This window comes from Thalassoglobus polymorphus, assembly GCF_007744255.1.
Taxonomy (GTDB): domain Bacteria; phylum Planctomycetota; class Planctomycetia; order Planctomycetales; family Planctomycetaceae; genus Thalassoglobus; species Thalassoglobus polymorphus.
On sequence record NZ_CP036267.1, the window covers coordinates 2,189,457 to 2,208,841 of the forward strand.

The window sequence follows — 19,385 nt, forward strand, 5'->3', positions numbered from 1 at the left end:
ATTCACCAATCGCGACTGCATGCCTCTCCCGCAGAAGAGTGGGCTTTTCCTTAAAATTCTCCGTGATCAGCTCATTCTGGCATCCAATCAGATGCATTTGCCAGTGAGAGCTGCGATTCAAATTGTTGGCTGTTTGAAGGATTGGCGTCGAGCCCGAAATTGCTGAGAACTCACTCTGACTTTCTGGGACGGCTGACGAAATAGAGCGTTTTTCCGTCACGGCTCCAATCGACAGCGACGTTGTCACGGTCAGTTGGCTGGCCTTCCAGGGGAGACGTTTCGACGTTCGCTGCTGGTTTGAAACTGTGGATTTGAGCTCCCTTGCTCCATTTGACCGTGGTGATTCGGTCTCCGTCGGGATGCCAGGCGAACTCGTTTCCGTAGCCACCCTTGTATGCATAACAGACTGTCAATTTCGGCTCGTCTTCGGAGATATCAACGATGGCGGTTTCATAAGTCCCATCTGCGAGGGTCCCTTTGAAGCAAAGTTTTTTCGAGTCGGGTGACCAGTCTGCATTCCAGTAGATCGATCGATACGGATTGTCTGCTCTGGGTTGAATCGTTTTTTTGGAGTTCGTCAGGAGATCGTAGATGATGAAGTTGCCACGAGAGGTGTAGGCGAGTTTTTTGCCGTCGGGAGACCACTGGATTCCCCAGCCTTGCGGATCAATAATCGTCGACGCAACACGGTCGGCCGCCTGGATGCAGACTCCTCGGGGATCATAACTGCTATAGGCTAAATATTTTCCGTCAGCTGACCATGTCGGCATTGCTCCGTAGCCGACACTCTGAGTCTTTGACGTTTTGATGTCCAGGATGAAGATTTGGGCATCACCACTGTTCTCTCCGTCTTGCCATCCATCGAAAGCAATGCGAGTTCCGTCAGGCGAAACATCTGGCGATCCCACGCTCGGAAAGCCTTCCATGTCCGAGATCATGCGGGCATTCTTCCCGTCGGCATCGACTGCGTAGATGGCAGTCAGTTTCTCCTGTGCGAATGAGTGCGTGGTCAGGGCGAGCAGCGTAAGACTGACAGCGACTGTTTTCAGAGTTCGTGACATGCGAGTTGGCTCCTTGCTCATTGTCGAAGAATAGAACTGATTCTGATGCTTGTCTTAGAACCAGTCCGAAAACCTCTGGAATAGCCGCTAGTCTCAACGTTTGAGAGAGCAATATCAGGTTTCAGGACCAGTTCTAATAATTGTTTTGGGTCCCTCAAACACTCTGAAGATTCATCATGTCGTCGGTTTCCAGACTGGGCTGGTTGGAGGTTTGATCGTACTCGACACGTGTGAAAATCTCCACGATTATTTTTTTGCAGATTTCGCAGTGCATGGATTTTGGTACTTGTCAGATTTTTGTCAGATTACAGTTCTGCTTCAATTTTGATTTGCATCCAGCGTTCCACAAATTTGTAGAGCAATAATTGGTTGAAGCCCCAGTAAACCGGGATTGCAATAAACGGAAATGCGTAGGGGGAAATGAACACGGCTGCGATTGATCCGCTCACTACGACGGCAGTCAGCCCGAGTATCACTGTCAATGCTGTCCCAAGTCCTTTTAGTGAAATCGGGACAAGCCCTGAGAGCATTAGCAACGGGCCACTTACGTAAATTGCCAAGGCGATAGAGATGACGGTGACCGTGGCTCCCGGGTGAAGGAAGTACAAAACGACCGCAATCAATCCTGCATAGATGAGGTCTGGAGTTGCCAGCCAGAGGGTTCCCCGGCGCCATCCTCGGTAGATGTCGAGACCACTGTGTGGAGTCAGCACCAGTGACGAGAGGGTTTTCGCCTTGACCTCTTTATCAAAACTGTGAGCAGGGTAATTCATTACGTTGAACAATGTGGCGCCGCTGACGACAAGGGTGAGGCCCATTAAACTGTAAAAAATGCCACTGGTCACGCAAAACGTTACGAGCAGAAATGCGATTCCGTACAGAACCAGCCGACCGGTGGTATTGTTGTGACCTCCGGCGTAGTACACATAAACTTCCCAGGCGAGAGCGTCGTCCCAGCATCGCTCAGTTTGAGATCGTCTTTGAATTGCTTTCTTTTTCTCTTTCATTCCTGCCAGAGCCGGTTCCGGAGAATCACCGATACAGTGATACAACTGGTGTTGATACCGCCATAGCCAGAGAAGTGAGAGTATGAAATAAGTCAGTATTGTCCCGAATGCTTCCGCTGAGACCGGTCCTATGAAGAAGAAGTTGAAAAGCCTGGAGTAGATGGAAAACTCTGCGATGAGTTCGGTCACGCGTATCACACCAATCGGAATATTGATGTTCAGAAGAGACAGCAGAACAATCATGAGCCGCCCGGAAAGCAGGCTGATCTCGATAAAGAAAATGGCTCCCAACCCTGCCCAATCCGCGGACTTCCGGTTGTCCGAATTGTGTGAGTAAACCATTGATCGTGAGGCGGCGGCTGCGAAGACGAACAGGAGCGTCACCTCCAGCAGAATGAGTTCGTGGAAGCGGACGCCACCAAGTGTGAAGATTAAGTACAGGAACGGAATTCGAATCACCCAGACAGAGAGAAACCCGATCCAAATCTGGGCAATTCGAGTGAGCGTCCACTCCCGGCGACCTGTTCCCGTCAGGTAGATCAGGCTCAGGTATCCTGAACTGGCATCACCAACAGTCTCTCGGTTGAGTCGCCCTGCAAGATAGCCCAGCAACAGTAGGCTTGTCGGGTAGAACCAATACGTCAGCGAACGTCCCAGTTGCAGCGATTGCACTTGAGTTATGCTTTCAACCCAAATCATCAACCAGATAAGTGTCGTTAAGACAAAACCTGCACGTAAGAGCGACAAATCAAGCCGTCGTGCTTGAAGTGGCATCGTTGATCGAAGAATTTTCAATACACGTGGCACGAAGCTTGTCACCCTTCCTCAATCAAAACCGTCTGTACGAAATCGTCTCGCATTACTTCGTTGGCGGAACATACTCTGGATTGAGCTTGGGAAGTTTGGCCCCTTGCTTTTCCAGTTCTTGAGCGAGCTTCTGTTCCAGTTTTACGAGTTGTTCTTGATGTTCGCTGGACAAATCTTTCGACTCGGAAAGATCGTCGGCGAGGTTGTAGAGTTCTTTCTTTCCTTCATACCACTTAATCAATTTCCAATCCCCATCTCGAATGATGGAATAGGGACCGGGGGCGTGTCGGTAATGAGGAAAGTGCCAGGTGAGGACTCTATCGTCTTCCAGTTGATGCGATTCGTTCTTGAACAACGGTAGCAAAGAGAGACCATCGATGGCGCGATCGTCTGGAACATTCACGCCGACAGCTTCGCAAATTGTGGGGAGCAGATCGATGCTCATGATCGGTTCGTGCGAAACTGTTCCGGCAGGGATGACTCCCGGCCAGCGAGCGATGAGCGGGACTCGAATTCCGCCTTCGTAGGCATAACCCTTGCCTGATCGCAGCGGTGTGTTATCCGTCGGACCTTTCAGTCCTCCGTTGTCTGAGGTGAAGATGATCAATGTATTGTCGAGAAGTTTCAGTGATTGCAATTCGTCCACGATCATTCCGACGGCATCATCAACACTTTCGACGAGGGCTGCGTATTTCGCATGAACTTCTTTCTTCCCCTTCTTGCGGTACTTGGCTGCGACTTCGTCAATCGCCTGGATTGGCGTATGGACCGCGTACGGGCAATAGCTCAAAAAGAACGAATTTTCTTTGTTCGCGCGAATAAACTGTTTCGCTTCGTCTCCTTCGCGATGAGTGAGAAACTCGTCTTTCTTTCGCGGTTTGAAACTCTCCTCGAACGAGTAGCGTGGGTGTGTATACGGATCGAAATAAGATGGAGGCTGTCCCAAATCACAACCGCCGATATTGATGTCAAAGCCCTGTGATGGCGGATACCAGTCCGGATCTCCCAAGTGCCACTTGCCGATGTGGCACGTTTTGTAGCCTTCGTCTTGAAGTAATTCCGCTACAGTGATTTCTTCGTGCTCCAGCCAATATGGATTTGGTGGACAAAGAAGTTTCTGTTTTTTTCCGCCGACGTATTCAGTTGGATTTGCTTCGGGAGTTCCGAGACCGCCTCGTTGAAACCGTGCACGAATCCAGTCGGTCACACCGATTCGACCGGGGTATCGACCTGTCATGACCGCAGCACGTGTTGGGCTGCAAACCGAGCATGCAGCGTAAGCGTCGGTAAAACGCATCCCTTCGGCAGCCAGTTTGTCGATGTGCGGAGTTTTGTAGTAATCCGACCCCTGACATGAGAGGTCCATCCAACCCATGTCGTCAACGAGAATCAGGACAACATTCGGTTTCTTGTTCTCAGCAGCTTCTGCCAAGTCTGTCAAGATTGTGAAACAGCAGAACAGACTGAGAATGGTGAAGACGTTTGAGATGGTCAAAGTTTTCATCAGAGAGACCTTACCTTGTTCTGTTTATGGATTTGACTCAGTATTAAAACTGATCCTGAAACTTGAGATTGCTCTCTCAGGCGTTGAGGAAAGCGGTTATTTCAGAGGTCTTCGGACTGGTTCTAGAATCTCCTGCTTCAAACTTTACTGAGCTGCCATAGAAAATTCATGCCACCCGAACGAATTCAGGGGCTGCTCAGATTCAGTCCAGTTCAGTCCGGTTGATGAAGTGGCTGGCGGATGAAGTGGCTGGCGATTGTGAGTAAGAAATTTTCTTGTGTTGGTCTTTCCCACTCGCGAATCAGGATTTTGTTTAATAAGCTGCTCTTTCGCATCTCATGAAGTCAGAATGTTCCGCCGTTATCAATGGTTATTTATTCTGATCGCGGATTTGAGTGAGAATGAATTATCGTCAACCCCTTCGCAAAACGGATTGAAGAAGCACAATGAGCACTGTTGCACAATATGCCCTGACCTGGGATCTCGATTCACTTTACCCTCACCCGGAGAAGGATGAGTTCAAAAAGATTTTCGACGAGTACAAAAAAGATTTGAAACAACTCGCTGATGATTCTGAGTCTCTTCCTGCGATTGCTCCAGAAGTTGCAACTGTCTGGGCGGATTTCCTGGATCGTGTGGTTGATGTTTTCGGTCGCTCTTCTGATTTGAATGCATTCATTGGCTGTCACGCTGCCGCAGATGCAGGAAACAAGCTGTTTCAACAGATGGAAGCTTCGCTTGCTGCCTTGGGGCCGCTTTCCAATCAAGTTTTCACAAATGTGGAATCTGCTTTTCGAGATCTTTCGGACGAGCAACTCAATGCTTTCGCAGAGGCGGACGAACGGCTTGCAAATGTGAAGTTCTTTCTCGAAGAATGTCGCTCGAATGTGCAGTTACGACTTCCCAAAGATCTGGAAATGCTCGCAGCGGAATTGGGTGTCGATGGAATTCATGCCTGGGGGCGGATGTACGAACGGATCTCCGGAGCGTTGCGTGTCGAGTTAATGGAAAAAGGTGAGATCGTTAAGAAATCGCCCGGTCAGGTGCGGGTCGATCTCCCCGACCGCAAGACACGGCAGAACAACTTTTATGCGATCGAGAAAGCATGGAACACGCAGGCAGATAACTGTGCCGATGCGCTCAACCATATCGCAGGAACTCGACTTGCAAAATATCGACGACTCGGAGTCGAAGACCATCTCACGGTTCCGTTGCGATACAATCGGATGCGACGTGAAACGCTCAACACGATGTGGGATGTCATCACCAACCGCAAGGAACCGCTCCTGAGGTACTTCGAACGGAAGGCGCAATTGCTCGGCGTTGAAAAGATGGCATGGTACGATCAACTGGCCCCTATCCCGCAAGCATCACAAGGGGCAGGAGATTCTCTTAGCTACGATGACGCCTGTAATACTGTCATCAAAACTTTCCATGGATTCAGCGGTCACTTAGGCGACTTCGCTGAGAAAGCACTCAACGAAGGTTGGGTCGAAGTTGAAGATCGTGAAGGGAAACGCCAAGGCGGATTCTGCACTGGGATGCCGACCAAGAAGCAGTCGCGAATCTTCATGACCTACAAGAACAGCGCTGATGATATGTCGACGCTCGCTCATGAGTTGGGGCATGCTTACCATTCGCATGTCCTGCGAGAACAGCCGTTCTTGCTTCAGGACTATCCGATGAATCTCGCTGAAACGGCATCCACTTTTGCTGAAGCGGTTCTTGGTGATCAACGACTCGCAGAGGCTGATTCGCCAGCGAAGAAGCTGGGAATTCTCAACAACATGTTGAGCGATTCTGTCGCGTTCATGATGAATATTCACGCTCGGTTTATATTTGAAAATCAATTTCACGTTGAGCGTGCTGAAGGAGAATTATCGGCAGAGCGACTTACCGCGATCATGCTCGATGCTCAGAAGGAGGCATACTGCGATTCCTTTGAAGACTGGTCCAACGCATTCTGGATTTCGAAGTTGCACTTCTACATCACCGGTTGGCCCTTCTACAACTTCCCGTATACCTTCGGGTATTTGCTCTCACTTGGTGTCTATTCGACAGCAGATGAGTTCGGCGATGATTTTCCGACCAAGTATCGCGAGCTTCTCATTGCGACAGGCTGCATGAATGCTGAAGAGGCTGTTCAGTCGACTCTTGGCTACGATCTCACCCAACCGGAGTTCTGGAACAAGAGCATTGATATCATCGATTCACGTGTCGAAGAATTCCTGAAAGTGAGCGAAGATATGATTTAGGACAAAAATATCCGAATTTGCCTATCGACATCTGAAAACGCTTAGCTGTACACTGAAAGTGTGTCCCGCTAAGCGTTTTTTTATTTCGCGGAATGCTTGGGAGCCACGAATTGCAGAAGTGAGATGACTCTTCATTTGAGTGCGATCTTCTGGCCTCGCGCTTGGTTTTTATCTGGTCTCAAACGAATGAGTCTGGGAAGCGATTAATAATTTTCTCTCGAAAGGTTCCGATTCCATGATGAACAAATCTTCGCATACACTCGCCATCTTCACAGTGTTGATCGTCTCTGCTGCATCTGTTTTTCATCCCATCGCCACGGCAGATGAGCCAGCGAATGCCTCGAGTGAAGAGGTCAGCCCGCAAAAACCAAAGAGTGTTGCAGAGGCTCGTCAGCAAGCAAAAATGCTATATGAAACGGTACATGGCATGCTGCAAATCGTTCATCGAGATTTCTTTGATGAAGAGGAGTCGCTGAAGATTCCGTCGGCCTCATTTGAAGAAGTGTTCGAAGAAATCAAACACACGCAAGGCGTTTCGATGCGGTGGATTTCCGTGAACACAGAGGCGATGAACGTCGACAACGAGCCGAAAACGAAATTCGAAAAAGACGCAGTCAAAGAATTGATCACAGGCAAGGAAGAGTACGAAAGTGCAACGGACGAAGCTTTTCAATTCGTCGGAACGATTCGCCTCTCTTCCCGATGTTTGAAGTGTCATGTCCCGCGACGGTCCAACAACAAGGATCGGGCTGCTGGACTTGTGATTTCGATCCCCCTCAAGAAAACAGAAGTTGAAGCAGCTGCTCAGTGAGCTCTGAAAGCCGTTTTCGACGGTGTACCCATCGTGATCGCTGACTCTGAGACAGGTTCCTCACGAGTGAGTCGTGAGGATTTCGAAAAAAATTCATTGTCCTGCCCTGTGAGTCGGCTTAAACTATTGCAAAGAAAGCGTTTTACGCAACTCATCAATCGCAAGAGCGGCGCAGTTGAACTGGACCTTGTTCGGTCGTTTGGTATGACAATTCCCAGCCGAATGAGAGGTTTCGGAGACCTGTCAATTTGACTGTGAAATTATTAGAATCAGTCCGGAAACTTGTGGAACAGTCACTTATCTCAGTGTTTAAGTGAGCGAATTCAAGTTTTAGAGCATCTTTCGCATTGGTTTGCAGGTTCTGCCTTGTGGCGAACAGCATTTTTACTAGAGAAATGCGTTCTTCACGGGCACACAGTAGAGCAAACTGCTCTAGGATCAGTTCTAAAATCTTGTGATTCTTGCAGCTTCTCTGAGAGTACGAGCAGCTCAATACAGACAGTTTTGCATTTTCAGCGAATTTGGATCACAGATGTCATCACGAGTTTTAACGGCGCTCCCGGTCTACAACGAAGTGAATCATGTTCACGGCGTGCTGGATGAGGTGCGTCGACACTGCGATGAGATTCTCGTGGTCAATGATGGATCAACCGACGGGACAACAGAACTTCTTGATGAAATCGAAGGTATTCATCTCATTCACCATGCTGTAAATCAAGGGTACGGGGCCGGGCTGAGAAGCGCTTTTAACTATGCTGTCGAGAATAAATACGATGTTCTAGTCACAATCGACTGTGACGGTCAGCATGCCCCGAAATTGATCCCGCAGATGGCAGCTGCCGTCGAGTTGAATGGAAGTCAGCCTTGGGATATCGTCTCCGGGAGTCGATATCTGCAAGATCTTGATACAGACAGCGTTCCCCCTGAAGATCGGCGGGCGATCAATTTTCGTATCAATCAGCAACTGAAAGAATGCTTTGGTCTTGAATTGACAGATTCTTTTTGTGGATTCAAAGCCTATCGCGTTGCTGCCCTGCCCTGCTTCGAGATCACCGAACTCGGATATGCGATGCCGCTTCAGCTATGGGTTCAAGCTGTGCGACATGGGTTGAGAATCACGGAATTTCCAGTTCCGCTGATTTATCTTGAGGAAGAACGCTCATTCGGAGGTTCTCTGGATGATTCTGAGAAGCGGATGGCCTATTATCAACAAATACTGAAACGAGAGATGGAATCGCAAGACGTTCCCTGCGGGGAGGGGCGTTTTTCTACTTGACTGCCCGACTCAAAAACACGCACGCACTCGTCCGATTCACTCACTTTCTGCCGCCACGTTATTTGTTATGTCTGCATCGCGTACATTAGCCACGCTCGAAACCCGTCGATATCAAGCTCCGCAGCAGAATGGGGAAGTCCTCGCTGTTCCGGACCTGCCGACAGCGATTCAGAACGCGAAACAGAATGCAGAGCAACTTGCGGCTGAGAAAATCGAAATCGGCTCTTTTCCACTGTCCGAACTCCGAAAACAAGCGCGCAGCCAAGTCATCACCAAAGCGGTTGAGTGGACGAACTCCATTATCGGGCAAAATCTTGCCTGTGCGGAATGTTCGCACCATGCATCACTGTTGTTCGTAACTGGTCATCAGCCACAGTTGGCTCATCCAGGTGTGTGGGCGAAAAACTTCGCCGCAGCAGGGATGGCACAAAGTAGCCAAGGGATCGGACTGAACATTATCGTCGATAATGACACCGTGGGAAAGCAATCGATTCGTGTCCCCGATGGAAGTCGTCGTGAACCGAAAAATATCGATGTCAGTTTCGATTCGGAACTGTCCCAACAGCCTTGGGAAGAGCTTCAAATTCGCGCCCCTGAAGTTTTTCGCTCTTTCGCTGAACATGTGAAAAAACAGATGTCACAGTGGGGTATCGATCCCCTTGTTTCTCAGATGTGGCCGGATGCAGTTGCATCAAGTCAAAATAATACCTCAATGGTCGCTGCTCTTTCGGCTGCTCGGATGCAGCAGGAACGCCGTTGTGGAGGTGGGAATTTAGAAATTCCGTTGAGCGAAATTTGCAAGACGGATGCATTCCTCATTTTTGTGGCCCACCTTCTTTTCAATACGGAACGATTTCACGCGAGCTACAACTCGAACGTTGAAGCGTATCGCCGAGAAAATGGAATTCGTAATGATCGGCACCCTGTTCCGAATTTAGAACAGTCCGGCGATGCGTTTGAGATGCCCTTCTGGTTCTGGAGAGAGGGAGACTCTGAACGAGGACGCGTCTTTGTTTCGCGTACCGAAGAAACCATCAAGCTTTTGTGTCGGGGCGAAGTGATCTTGTCCGCGACACCTCAAAAATTGCTGGCTGAACTGAAGAGTCTTCAGGTCACGGGGAAGCTGCGCACTCGGGCATTGACGACCACACTCTTCGCACGCCTCTGCCTGGCAGATCTGTTCGTCCATGGGATCGGTGGAGCGAAGTACGACGAGATGACAGACCGGCTGATTGCCGATTTCTTCGGGATTGTTCCGCCGCATTTTCTAGTACTCTCTGCGACACTCCACTTGCCCGTCGATTCATTCGATGTGACGGAAGACGAAGTTCGCGAACTCAAGGCCAAGCTGAGGGATTATCAATTCAACGCCGATCGCTATTTGACTGACGATCTGGCTGGTTCGCTCAAAACGAAAAAAAACGAACTGATTCGAGAGCATTGGAACGCACAGACGACGAATCTTCCGAAACGGGAACGCGTCAAGAATCGATTCCAAAATCGGAACCGTCACCGCAAGCTCAACGCCGTGAATGACTCGCTTTTCGAATTGGCGAAACCGCAAGTCGATTCTTTAAAGCGAACGCTCGCTGAAAAAGAATTGCAACTGAAGGCGAATTCAGTTCTTCGCAGTCGCGAATATTCTTCGGTCTTATTCCCGGTCGAATCTATCAACTCTCTGGCCTCTGAACTGCTTGAGCCTGCTCAAGTTCAAGCATGAGACTGCTGGTACCCAACGCGTGAGCCTGTTGGTTTCCAACGGGGCGTTTTCTCTGGTCAGGTCTTGGTTCGTTTGAAGTCATGATTTCAGATGAAGTCATGATCTCAGAGCCTGCTCGCCACGAGCAAGAATTGAAGTTCGACCTTGGTTTGCTCGAGAGTCGTTCTTTGATTCACTCTTGGTGCCGCGAGAGTTTTGGAGGTGCTGTCAAGTCAGTTGTGTTCGAATTCGGCAATTTACGCGACTCGTTCACGAGACCGTCAGAATTCCTCTTTTCCGACTTCACAGCAACCGGGAACCTGTGTTAGTCTGATTGAGTTGATTGAATGATCATCAAGGCGTTCGAAGACGTTTTTTGTTTGAGCATTAGTTTTAGGTTGGCATGGAGGCCATCGTGGAGCCAAGTTCCTCATCAGAACAGCACCTGGATGTGCAAATTCGTTGGTTAATTCGTCGGGACATGCCAGATGTTTTGCGGATTGAAAAGTCGACGTATGGACATCCTTGGACCGACGAAGATTTTCTGACCTGTCTTAGACAACGCAACTGCATCGGCATGGTTGCTGAGTACGATCAGAAGATCGTCGGGTTTATGATTTATGAACTTCATAAATCTCGTCTACATATCCTGAACTTCGCAGTCGACCCGGATTACCGTCGGCATGGAATCGGGACTCAGATGACTCTTCGTCTGGTAGATAAACTTTCTCAACAGCGGCGAAACGAAATTCTGATCGAAGTTCGTGAACGCGATCTCGAAACACAACTCTTCTTTAAGCAACAACACTTCCGGGCGGTTTGTGTTCTGCGAAGTCATTTCGACGATACCGAAGAAGATGCCTACACAATGCAGTTCCGGCTCGACGCAAACAGCGGAGCAGCTGCCGAATTTGCACCACATAATCGGATTTCAGAAATCGACGTTGCATAGAGCAAGTCAACATTGTTCTTTACGTTCTGCGTCCTGGCGAGCAGTCTATGAAGTCATGAAAATGAGCTTCACGGGTACGACAAGTTTTGAAGATGCTCTGGCTGGTCACTGCATTGATTTTTTAAGAGTTGCGTAAAGCGTTTCTTGGGAAGAGTTTAACCACAACGAGATTCACAAAAATCAGCGAACTGCTCGGTTTTCTCACGAGTCATTTTCATTGAACCTGTTCCAGTCTGATTCTTCAGGAATCAGCGATGTTGAAATAAAGTACATCAAGACAACTTGATCCCCCCCTTAAGCACTGCCCAGAACTATTCCGGGCGGTGTTTTTTTGCATTATTCCTTGCGTCACACTTAAAGTTGGTCGCGTTCGTCCTTATCGTATCCGTTTTCAAAGGCATATTGGGATCATTCTGTGAACGACGCAATTTCAAAAGCTAAGGTGCTAGTGGAAGCACTTGGATGGATTCGGAAGTTTCGTGATCGTTATGTGGTCGTGAAACTGGGGGGGAGCGCGCTCGATGATCCTGATTCAGTTCGTCGCTGTTTATCCGATGTCATTTTCATGGAAGCGGTCGGAATGAGACCGATTCTTGTCCATGGGGGTGGAAAGTCAATCAGCCGCGGAATGGCGGAAGCCGGGATTGAGCCCCGTTTCGTTCAGGGACGTCGGTATACAGACGAGAAAACATTAGAGATCGCAAAAAAGATTCTCGCTGACGAAATCTGTGAATCGCTCGTTGACCAGATTAAAACTCTCGGTGGCAAATCGGTCGGCTTGCATGTCAATTCACAAAATGTTCTGACTGGGCAACAGCTTCAGCTCGAAGATGAGAATGGTGCTGCAGTCGATCTTGGCCGTGTTGGATATGTCACTGGAATCCGCAGTGAACTCTTACACGCAACTTGTCGCGCCGGTGTCATTCCAGTCTTGCCATCGATCGCCCTTGATGCTGATGGAGGTGGGCTCAATGTAAATGCCGATACCGCAGCCGCAGCGGTTGCGAAGTTGATTAATGCCGAGAAGCTTGTTTTTCTGAGCGATGTTCCGGGAATTTATCTCGATAAAGATGACCCTGCGACTCTTGTTCAGCACCTCACCGTTTCACGTTGTCGAGAGTTGATCGCCGACGGGACAATTTCCACCGGAATGGTACCCAAGGTCGAAGCAGCGTTAGAGGCCCTTGAAGTTGGAGTCGGAAAGATTCATATCATTGACGCTGGGACTCCTCATTCACTACTTCTCGAAATCTACTCCAACCTCGGCGTTGGAACTGAAATCGTCGCGTGAGTGATTCACGCAGAGAGTTTATTCGTCTTAATTCAACCACTTAGTTCCTAGAGCAAATCCAATCCAGGTCTTGACGTTCCGCCTTGTGGAGAGCAGTCTCATGAAGTCATAAATGTGATCTTCACGGGCACGGCAAGTATTGAAATTGCTCTAATTCCAGAACCTTATCACCAGATACTAATCAAATGTCACGATCCAGTCAGGAAACGATTTCGCTTTTCGATCAGTACGTCATTCCGAATTACGGACGCTATCCAATTAGTCTGGTGCGTGGTGAGGGGAGTCACGTTTTTGATGCTGAAGGAAATGAATATCTCGACCTGTTTCCCGGTTGGGGATGCAATATTTTGGGATACTCTCCCGAGAGAGTGATTCAAGCGGTTCAAGAGCAAGTTGCTAAGCTGATTCACGTTCCGAATACCTGGTACATGGAACCGCAAGGCGAATTTGCCGAAGCGATTTGCACACGTGGATTCGGGAAAGCTTTTTTCTGCAATAGCGGAGCCGAGGCCGTTGAAGGAGCGATCAAGCTCGCGCGTCTTCATACCCCCAAAGATCGCTACAAGATCATTACTTTCGAAAATGGATTCCACGGTCGGACTTATGGAGCGGTGACTGCAACTGCTCAGCCGAAATATCATGACGGCATCGGTCCGATGATGGCTGGCTTTACATACGCACCTCACAACGATCTGGAGGCCGTGCGGCAACTTGTTGATAAGGAAACTGCAGCGATTCTCATCGAACCTGTTCAGGGCGAAGGTGGCGTCAACACTCCAGCTGATGGTTTTTTGCAGGGGCTGCGTGAGATTTGTGATGAGAACGAGATGGTCCTCGTCTTTGACGAAGTGCAGACAGGCATGGGGCGAACAGGTGAATGGTTTGCCTATCAAACGTTCGGCGTTCAACCAGATATTATGACAATGGCGAAAGGCATCGCGGCTGGCGTGGCCTGTGGTGCGATCATTGCCAAAGACGAGGTCGCTCCCTCACTTCGTCCAGGAATGCACGCGAGTACTTTCGGCGGGAACCCGATTGCGATGGTCGCCGGAAAGGCGACAGTCGAAACCATCGAAGCAGAGAACTTGTTGGAGAATTGTCAGAAGCTCTCAGCACGCTTCGAAGAATTTTTCACCAACCTGAAAAATGAAATTCCTATAATCGAAGAAGTCCGCGTCTGTGGTGCAATGATCGGTGTCGATTTGAACATCACAGCCACGCCTGCGGTGAAAAAAGCGATGGATCGTGGACTTCTCCTGAACGCGACACACGACACGGTGATCCGATTGCTTCCCGCTCTCAATGTCACTGATGCAGATATCTCTCAGGGCTGTGACATTATCGCAGATGTTCTGAAAGAAATGGCAGATGAAGTTGGCGCAGATTAGTGCTAAGTCCAGCCTTATGCCGGACACTTCAAGTGTCCGGCAAAAAATTTGCGAACCCAATTGCTCCTTGATCTGCATATAATGCCAGTAAGAGTCGACCCGGTTCGATTCCTCTTGACGTCGTTAAACGATTCGTGATAACGGAAACTCGAAATTTCAGCGTCATCATCATTCCCTGCGGTTGGTTGAATGAGATGCGTTAGGTTATCGATCGAATTGTGAGTTTCCATGTGGTTGCGAGAACAGCTTGCTCGCCGGGTTGATGGATCGTCGCTTGGCCTGTTTCGAATTCTCTGGGGCTTATTGATGGTTTGGGAGTCGATTCGAAAACTCCCCAAGGCTGATGGAATGTATTCACCTGAATACTTCCATTTTACCTATTCTCTATTTCCATTTGTGAAACCGCTGCCGGAAGTCTGGATGATGCAAACCGAAATTTCGGTGATGCTCATCGCGGCAATTCTGATTACGATTGGTTATTACTATCGTGCTGCGTCCGCAGTCTTTCTGGTCATCTTCACACATCTGTTTTTGATCGAAAAGATCTACTACAACAACCACTTCTATTTGACGATCTTGATGAGCTTCTTAATGATGCTCTGTGAGGCTGATCGCTGTTATCGACTTCCGTTGCCTGGAAAGTGGGGCAGGAAGAAGGAGACTGACCTTGAGGCTCAAACAGTTCCCTTGTGGAATCTCGTACTTTTGCGCAGTCAGATCGTGGTCCTCTATTTCTTCGGAGGTGTTGCGAAATTAAATAGTGATTGGCTGGCAGGCGAACCTGTGCGGTTTTGGTTCTCCCACAAAGATCCCAGCCACATGTTGTCCATGTTTTTGACACAGGGATGGTTCATTTACATGGTCTGTTGGACCGGATTGATTCTTGATCTGGTTGCCGGGTTTACGTTGCTTTCGAAACGAACTCGCGTCTTCACGATGTTGTTGCTCGTCGTCTTTCATGCCACAAATTCGACGTTGTTTCAAATTGGACTTTTCCCACTGATTGGAATCGGGTTGCTGATTCTCTTTGTTGAACCAGTCCTGCCGCGAAAATGTTTTCGTTGGATCGGCACAAAATTGGGGACAATTCCTCACGGAGTTCTAGAGCCTCACATCGGAACCGCCCGCCCGGTGAAATTGGCAAGCTGGGGAGTGACAGCCTTTGTGTGTGGATGGATTTCGTTTCAGGCAATTCTTCCGCTGCGAATTTTAACCTACTCCGACGACCCAGGTTGGTCGGAAGTCGGACAATGCTTTTCCTGGAGAATGATGCTGCGACATAAAGATGCGTTCTTGAAACTCAAGTTTGATCCACCAGAGGCAGAAAAGTATCTGGAAGAGCATCCGGAAATCCTGCCACATCTCAGCAAAGTCCATGTTGAAAGAATGGTCAAAAATCCGCATTTCATTTTGCAGTACGCCCATACTGTGAGCGACGCTCTCAAAAAAGAAGGCTGGGAGGATGTCAAAATTTCATGTGTTTCGATTGCCTCGATGAACGGGCGGCCTTACCAGTTGATGATCAATCCCGAGACGGATCTCGCCAAGGCCTCGTATGGGATGTTTGAAGTCCCCGATTGGATTGTCCCGTTAGATAAATATCAACGTCCTGGGCAATACCCCAAAACGCCAGAAGAGCGGAGAGATGTCATCGCTCAAGTCTACAAAGAGCACGTGCCGGAAACACAAGAAGAGTCGCACATAAAATCCAGGGTGAAGTATGCATCGGCAATTGAATATTCGGGGTCGATTCAGTAGTTGACCGTCGTGAATGCTCTTGGCAGCAAATCCAATCTTATCCTTCATGGGTACGACAAGTATTGATAATGGTCTATAAATGAAAATAGCCCCCGGTCAATTGACCGGGGGCTATGTGATCGATTCAGTTCAGATCAAAGTTGACCTGCTCTAAATTATGGGACAGTGATGTCTGAGCCATTGATGCGAATGGTTCCGATGACATCTCCGCTGTCTTCGATGTCTGAAACAACGCCGCCACCAGTCACTTTGACTTTGTTGTTCATCCCAGCGTCATCCAGGAACAAGTCGTCGATCGACTCAACAATGATTCCTGTTCCCGTGACTTTGCGGATTTTGTTTCCGCCGATAGTCACGAAGTGATCACCACCGAACTCACCGTAGGCTTCAATTCCGATATCTCCGCCCTTGATGTTGTTGTTGTTGATGATTGCATCCAGGTTTGATCCGTCAAATGCATGAACCAGGATGTTGCCTTCTTGGACATTCTTGAATCGGTTATCGAGAATGTCGACAACGAGGTCTGATCCGTGATATCCATCGATGTGAACACCATCGAACAATAGATCCTTGAATTTGTTGTCTTCAACAATCGCTTCGAGGTAACTTCCATGATTTGCTTCGATACTAACTCCATCTTCGGTGGTGTTGCGTCCGAGGATGTCGTTTCCGTAGAAGTCGAGATACAGTTCAGAATCTGAATACAGATCTGCCTCGAATGCCCTGTGTGTCATGCCGTCAAAGATGTTGTGATGGACAACAAGATCCAGTACAGAATCGTCACTGAGATAAATGTCAATTCCGTCGCCGGTGTTACCGCGACCTAAGAATCGGTTCCCGGCAACCATGGCGTTCATGTAGCTGTTGTCATCGAGATCAATATCAATGGCATCGTCATTGATATCATCAAAGATGTTGTCTTCAACGACGAGATCAAGATAGGTGGTGTCATCAAGATCGATCTCAATCCCATTCTCAGTGTTACCGCGACCGAGAATCGTGTTTCCGGTAATGATGGCGTTCAAGTAGGCGTTGTCATCGAGATCAATCTCAATCGCATTGTCATCGACATCGTCAAAGATGTTGTTTGAGATGTTGGCAAACAATGTTCCATTGTCATCAACATCAAGATCAACTCCGTCATTACCTTGGCCAACGAATTCGTTGTTGCGAACATCAACGTGAACTTCTGAATTATCATTAACCTCGATGATGACTCCATCGCTGTCAGTCATTGAGAAGAAGTTTCCGGCGATATCGAAGTAGGCCAAAGCGTCATCAGAAGTATCGATGGTGATTGCTTCCTCACCATTGACAAGGAATGTGTTATCAAGAATGCATCCGATAGTGGTTCCATTGTTGGCTCGGATGTCGATCAAGTCGTCACTAGCATTCATCAAAGTGTTTCCAGCGATTTCGAATCGTCCTGGATTAATTCCGAAAATCGAGTCATTACCACCATCGAGGGTGAGTCCGTAAATTCCGTTGTTTCGTGCCAGGTTGATGACATTGCCGTTGTTATTAAGACGTTGGAACGTGAACGCTTCTCCTTCAGCAGTAAAGACTGCGTTCAGGTTTGATCCTGCTCCAACAACATTCATTGATCCACCACCACCGATCAGGATTTGTCGGTTGTTGAGGTCAATGGCTCCGGCTGGACCGCCACCGAAGGAGAATGCTCCGTCGACACCGTCAAGAATGTAGGTTCGTCCATTAGGACCGTTTTCGATCATGCCTCGTACGTTGTCAGCAGCTGTCAGTGTGACAACGTCATCCAGAACGGTTCCTGTTTTGGCGTTCACACCCTGGAAGATGTTTCCAGCTTGGGCAACGTTTGTGATGATGTCGATGTCACGCACGATGGGGGTAACCATACGGCGATCGAGTAGACCGAGTTTAGGCTGTTTGCATCCATTGCCACCGAGTGGAATACGGACGCTGAGAAAACCTTGGCTGACTGAACCACGAACATCGTCGTATTCGTATTGTCCGCTCAGAACCAATCGTGAATCGTTTCCGAGTGCTGGCAAGTCGTAAAGGCGAGCTTCAACACGTGCCCGTGGACCAGCAATGTGCTGGAAGCCTGATGCATCGTTGTCGAAGTGGAAGTATCCACCAGCTGCCCAAATTTCCATGTCGCCACCGATCCCGGGAACTGTCTGCCCAGAATAATCGTCACGCCACAGGATGTGCTCAGCTTCTACGTCAACACCGTAGTAAGCTCGTTCCTGGTTTCCTTGGACAAGGATTTGATTTCCTTGAAGGAATGCGTTTGCTCCACCAGCTCGTTGTGATGAAGTGTCTGGGAGATAAACGTTTGAACGTAATCCCCAGTTAATGTCCAACAATTCTGCACCCACAGTCGCCTGGTGGAAAACGTTGTTGTGGTCAGTGTCTCGAATGTCGTAGAAACCATATGCACCGAAGATGCGTTGGCTGGCAGTGATCTGGCGATAACCAATACCAAAGTTTCCTTCCCAAGTGTCTTTATCGGAGTACATCATGCGGATGTCACCGAACAGCAAACTGTCGCTGTCACTGAAAATCGGGAGGAAGGTTCGAGTTTGGCTTCGTTCTTCACGATCGCCCCCGCGCCCCTCAATTTCCAGATAGGCATCCCAGCGGTTAGTCTGGGCGTGAGCGGCGTTTCCGCCAACGAGGAGCGAGGCTACTGTAGCCATGCTGAAAATTAAGCGTTTCATTGTAACGGTCCCTGTTCTAACACATAGAGCGCAAAGTGCGGTAGTATGCATCAAGGAATCGGACGACCGTTGTAGTGATAGTGATGGTGCAGGACAGAGAGTGGAGAATCAGAGTAACCGTCGCAGCTTGACTTTCTTCGCTTTTTTAAGCAGTTGAAACACTCAGTTCTGAGGTGTTGTAACATACCATTTTCAAATGGGTTATGGAGGATGCCGGTACAGCTTACACAATCGATTGCAACGGTTGTGTCGATTGATCTCGCAAGTCGCTCCGCTCTCGTTGTCTGTTTCGGCCTCGAGCTGCAATTCCTGCCGGTTGATCCGGTCGTAATTTCTTGGAGAGAGGTTAACGGTTGTTCGGATTCTTCAGGTGAAGCGTTTTTCAACGGCGGGCGTTGTGCCAGGATTGAGATGCAGCGTCACATATGGATTTCAATGTAAAGTTTGTCAGCCCGTTATTGAATTTTTCGTTGCTGGTCGTAGTGCATTTCTGGCTACAGCTATTCTGAAAGCAGCTATTCTGAAAGCAGCTATTCTGAAAGCAGCCATTGCGAAAGCGGCTGACACAGCACTTTGATGGGCTCTTCCTCATTCCGGTGAATGACTCTTGAATTGAGTAAACCGGTCGGAAGTAACGGAGTTGTCAAAGGGCGGAACAGCAGTCAAAAGGTCGTCAAAAGAATGACCACCTGATCGTTCTCTGTGACGATGGCTACGGATGAACTCAAACAGTTTCAAAATTCGTTTTCAACTTTGTGGCGTTCGCCATTTTCCAGCCCAGAGTGTTTTCTCTAGACAGCGAAGTGGTAGGAGACGGGGTGGCGAGACGCGTCAACATCCGGGATTCGGTAGCGATTTGCCCTGCTCGTTCTGT

General features: G+C 48.8%; 13 protein-coding genes. 9 read left to right on the forward strand and 4 right to left on the reverse strand.

All coding sequences use genetic code 11. The features are described from left to right. Positions 1 to 170: 170 nt before the first annotated feature. From Mal48_RS08030 to Mal48_RS08040, 3 genes are all read right to left on the reverse strand, one after another. On the reverse strand, positions 171 to 1,061 hold the full coding sequence (locus tag Mal48_RS08030; RefSeq protein ID WP_197442162.1) for a TolB-like translocation protein: 891 nt from the start codon (positions 1,059 to 1,061) through the stop codon (positions 171 to 173). 305 nt (positions 1,062 to 1,366) lie between these two features. Beyond that, a complete protein-coding gene (locus Mal48_RS08035) occupies positions 1,367 to 2,842 on the reverse strand; it encodes a hypothetical protein (RefSeq protein ID WP_145197797.1) in 1,476 nt (491 codons plus the stop codon). Positions 2,843 to 2,927: 85 nt separating this feature from the next. Continuing rightward, positions 2,928 to 4,379 (reverse strand): sulfatase, encoded by a 1,452-nt coding sequence (locus Mal48_RS08040; protein WP_145197799.1) that lies wholly within the window; start codon positions 4,377 to 4,379, stop codon positions 2,928 to 2,930. Between the two features lie 446 nt (positions 4,380 to 4,825). Between Mal48_RS08040 and Mal48_RS08045 the strand changes: the two genes are divergently transcribed. The 8 genes from Mal48_RS08045 to Mal48_RS08080 all read left to right on the forward strand — a co-directional run bounded on the left by Mal48_RS08045 (position 4,826) and on the right by Mal48_RS08080 (position 15,809). After that, positions 4,826 to 6,634 (forward strand): M3 family oligoendopeptidase, encoded by a 1,809-nt coding sequence (locus tag Mal48_RS08045; RefSeq protein ID WP_145197801.1) that lies wholly within the window; start codon positions 4,826 to 4,828, stop codon positions 6,632 to 6,634. A 235-nt stretch (positions 6,635 to 6,869) separates the two neighbouring features. Continuing rightward, entirely contained in the window at positions 6,870 to 7,445 is a 576-nt protein-coding gene (locus Mal48_RS08050; protein WP_145197803.1) for a c-type heme family protein, read from the forward strand. A 532-nt stretch (positions 7,446 to 7,977) separates the two neighbouring features. Then, positions 7,978 to 8,721 (forward strand): glycosyltransferase family 2 protein, encoded by a 744-nt coding sequence (locus tag Mal48_RS08055; protein ID WP_145197805.1) that lies wholly within the window; start codon positions 7,978 to 7,980, stop codon positions 8,719 to 8,721. 67 nt (positions 8,722 to 8,788) lie between these two features. Next, the gene (locus Mal48_RS08060; protein WP_145197807.1) at positions 8,789 to 10,441 is read left to right on the forward strand and encodes a hypothetical protein; all 1,653 of its coding nucleotides are present in this window, start codon (positions 8,789 to 8,791) and stop codon (positions 10,439 to 10,441) included. Positions 10,442 to 10,835: 394 nt separating this feature from the next. Further along, the gene (gene rimI, locus Mal48_RS08065; protein ID WP_231739955.1) at positions 10,836 to 11,372 is read left to right on the forward strand and encodes a ribosomal protein S18-alanine N-acetyltransferase; all 537 of its coding nucleotides are present in this window, start codon (positions 10,836 to 10,838) and stop codon (positions 11,370 to 11,372) included. A gap of 415 nt (positions 11,373 to 11,787) precedes the next feature. Further along, positions 11,788 to 12,663, forward strand: coding sequence for an acetylglutamate kinase (argB, locus tag Mal48_RS08070; RefSeq protein ID WP_145197811.1), 876 nt, complete (start codon positions 11,788 to 11,790; stop codon positions 12,661 to 12,663). Positions 12,664 to 12,848: 185 nt separating this feature from the next. Continuing rightward, positions 12,849 to 14,051, forward strand: coding sequence for an aspartate aminotransferase family protein (locus Mal48_RS08075; RefSeq protein WP_145197813.1), 1,203 nt, complete (start codon positions 12,849 to 12,851; stop codon positions 14,049 to 14,051). A gap of 228 nt (positions 14,052 to 14,279) precedes the next feature. Then, positions 14,280 to 15,809, forward strand: a complete 1,530-nt coding sequence (locus Mal48_RS08080; RefSeq protein WP_145197814.1) for an HTTM domain-containing protein — start codon at positions 14,280 to 14,282, stop codon at positions 15,807 to 15,809. A 155-nt stretch (positions 15,810 to 15,964) separates the two neighbouring features. Here the strand turns inward: Mal48_RS08080 and Mal48_RS08085 are convergent, their stop codons facing one another. Continuing rightward, entirely contained in the window at positions 15,965 to 18,511 is a 2,547-nt protein-coding gene (locus Mal48_RS08085) for an inverse autotransporter beta domain-containing protein (protein WP_197442163.1), read from the reverse strand. Positions 18,512 to 18,881: 370 nt separating this feature from the next. On the opposite strand from Mal48_RS08085, the gene Mal48_RS08090 reads away from it, so the two are divergent. After that, a complete protein-coding gene (locus Mal48_RS08090; RefSeq protein ID WP_145197818.1) occupies positions 18,882 to 19,088 on the forward strand; it encodes a hypothetical protein in 207 nt (68 codons plus the stop codon). The last annotated feature ends 297 nt before the right edge of the window (positions 19,089 to 19,385 follow it).

Bases quoted from the DNA above. Each gene is read 5' to 3' on its own strand.
- Mal48_RS08030 (WP_197442162.1), bottom strand. From the start codon at position 1,061: ATGTCACGAACTCTGAAAACAGTCGCTGTCAGTCTTACGCTGCTCGCC.
- Mal48_RS08035 (WP_145197797.1), bottom strand. From the start codon at position 2,842: ATGCCACTTCAAGCACGACGGCTTGATTTGTCGCTCTTACGTGCAGGT.
- Mal48_RS08040 (WP_145197799.1), bottom strand. From the start codon at position 4,379: ATGAAAACTTTGACCATCTCAAACGTCTTCACCATTCTCAGTCTGTTC.
- Mal48_RS08045 (WP_145197801.1), top strand. From the start codon at position 4,826: ATGAGCACTGTTGCACAATATGCCCTGACCTGGGATCTCGATTCACTT.
- Mal48_RS08050 (WP_145197803.1), top strand. From the start codon at position 6,870: ATGATGAACAAATCTTCGCATACACTCGCCATCTTCACAGTGTTGATC.
- Mal48_RS08055 (WP_145197805.1), top strand. From the start codon at position 7,978: ATGTCATCACGAGTTTTAACGGCGCTCCCGGTCTACAACGAAGTGAAT.
- Mal48_RS08060 (WP_145197807.1), top strand. From the start codon at position 8,789: ATGTCTGCATCGCGTACATTAGCCACGCTCGAAACCCGTCGATATCAA.
- Mal48_RS08075 (WP_145197813.1), top strand. From the start codon at position 12,849: ATGTCACGATCCAGTCAGGAAACGATTTCGCTTTTCGATCAGTACGTC.
- Mal48_RS08080 (WP_145197814.1), top strand. From the start codon at position 14,280: ATGTGGTTGCGAGAACAGCTTGCTCGCCGGGTTGATGGATCGTCGCTT.
- Mal48_RS08085 (WP_197442163.1), bottom strand. From the start codon at position 18,511: ATGAAACGCTTAATTTTCAGCATGGCTACAGTAGCCTCGCTCCTCGTT.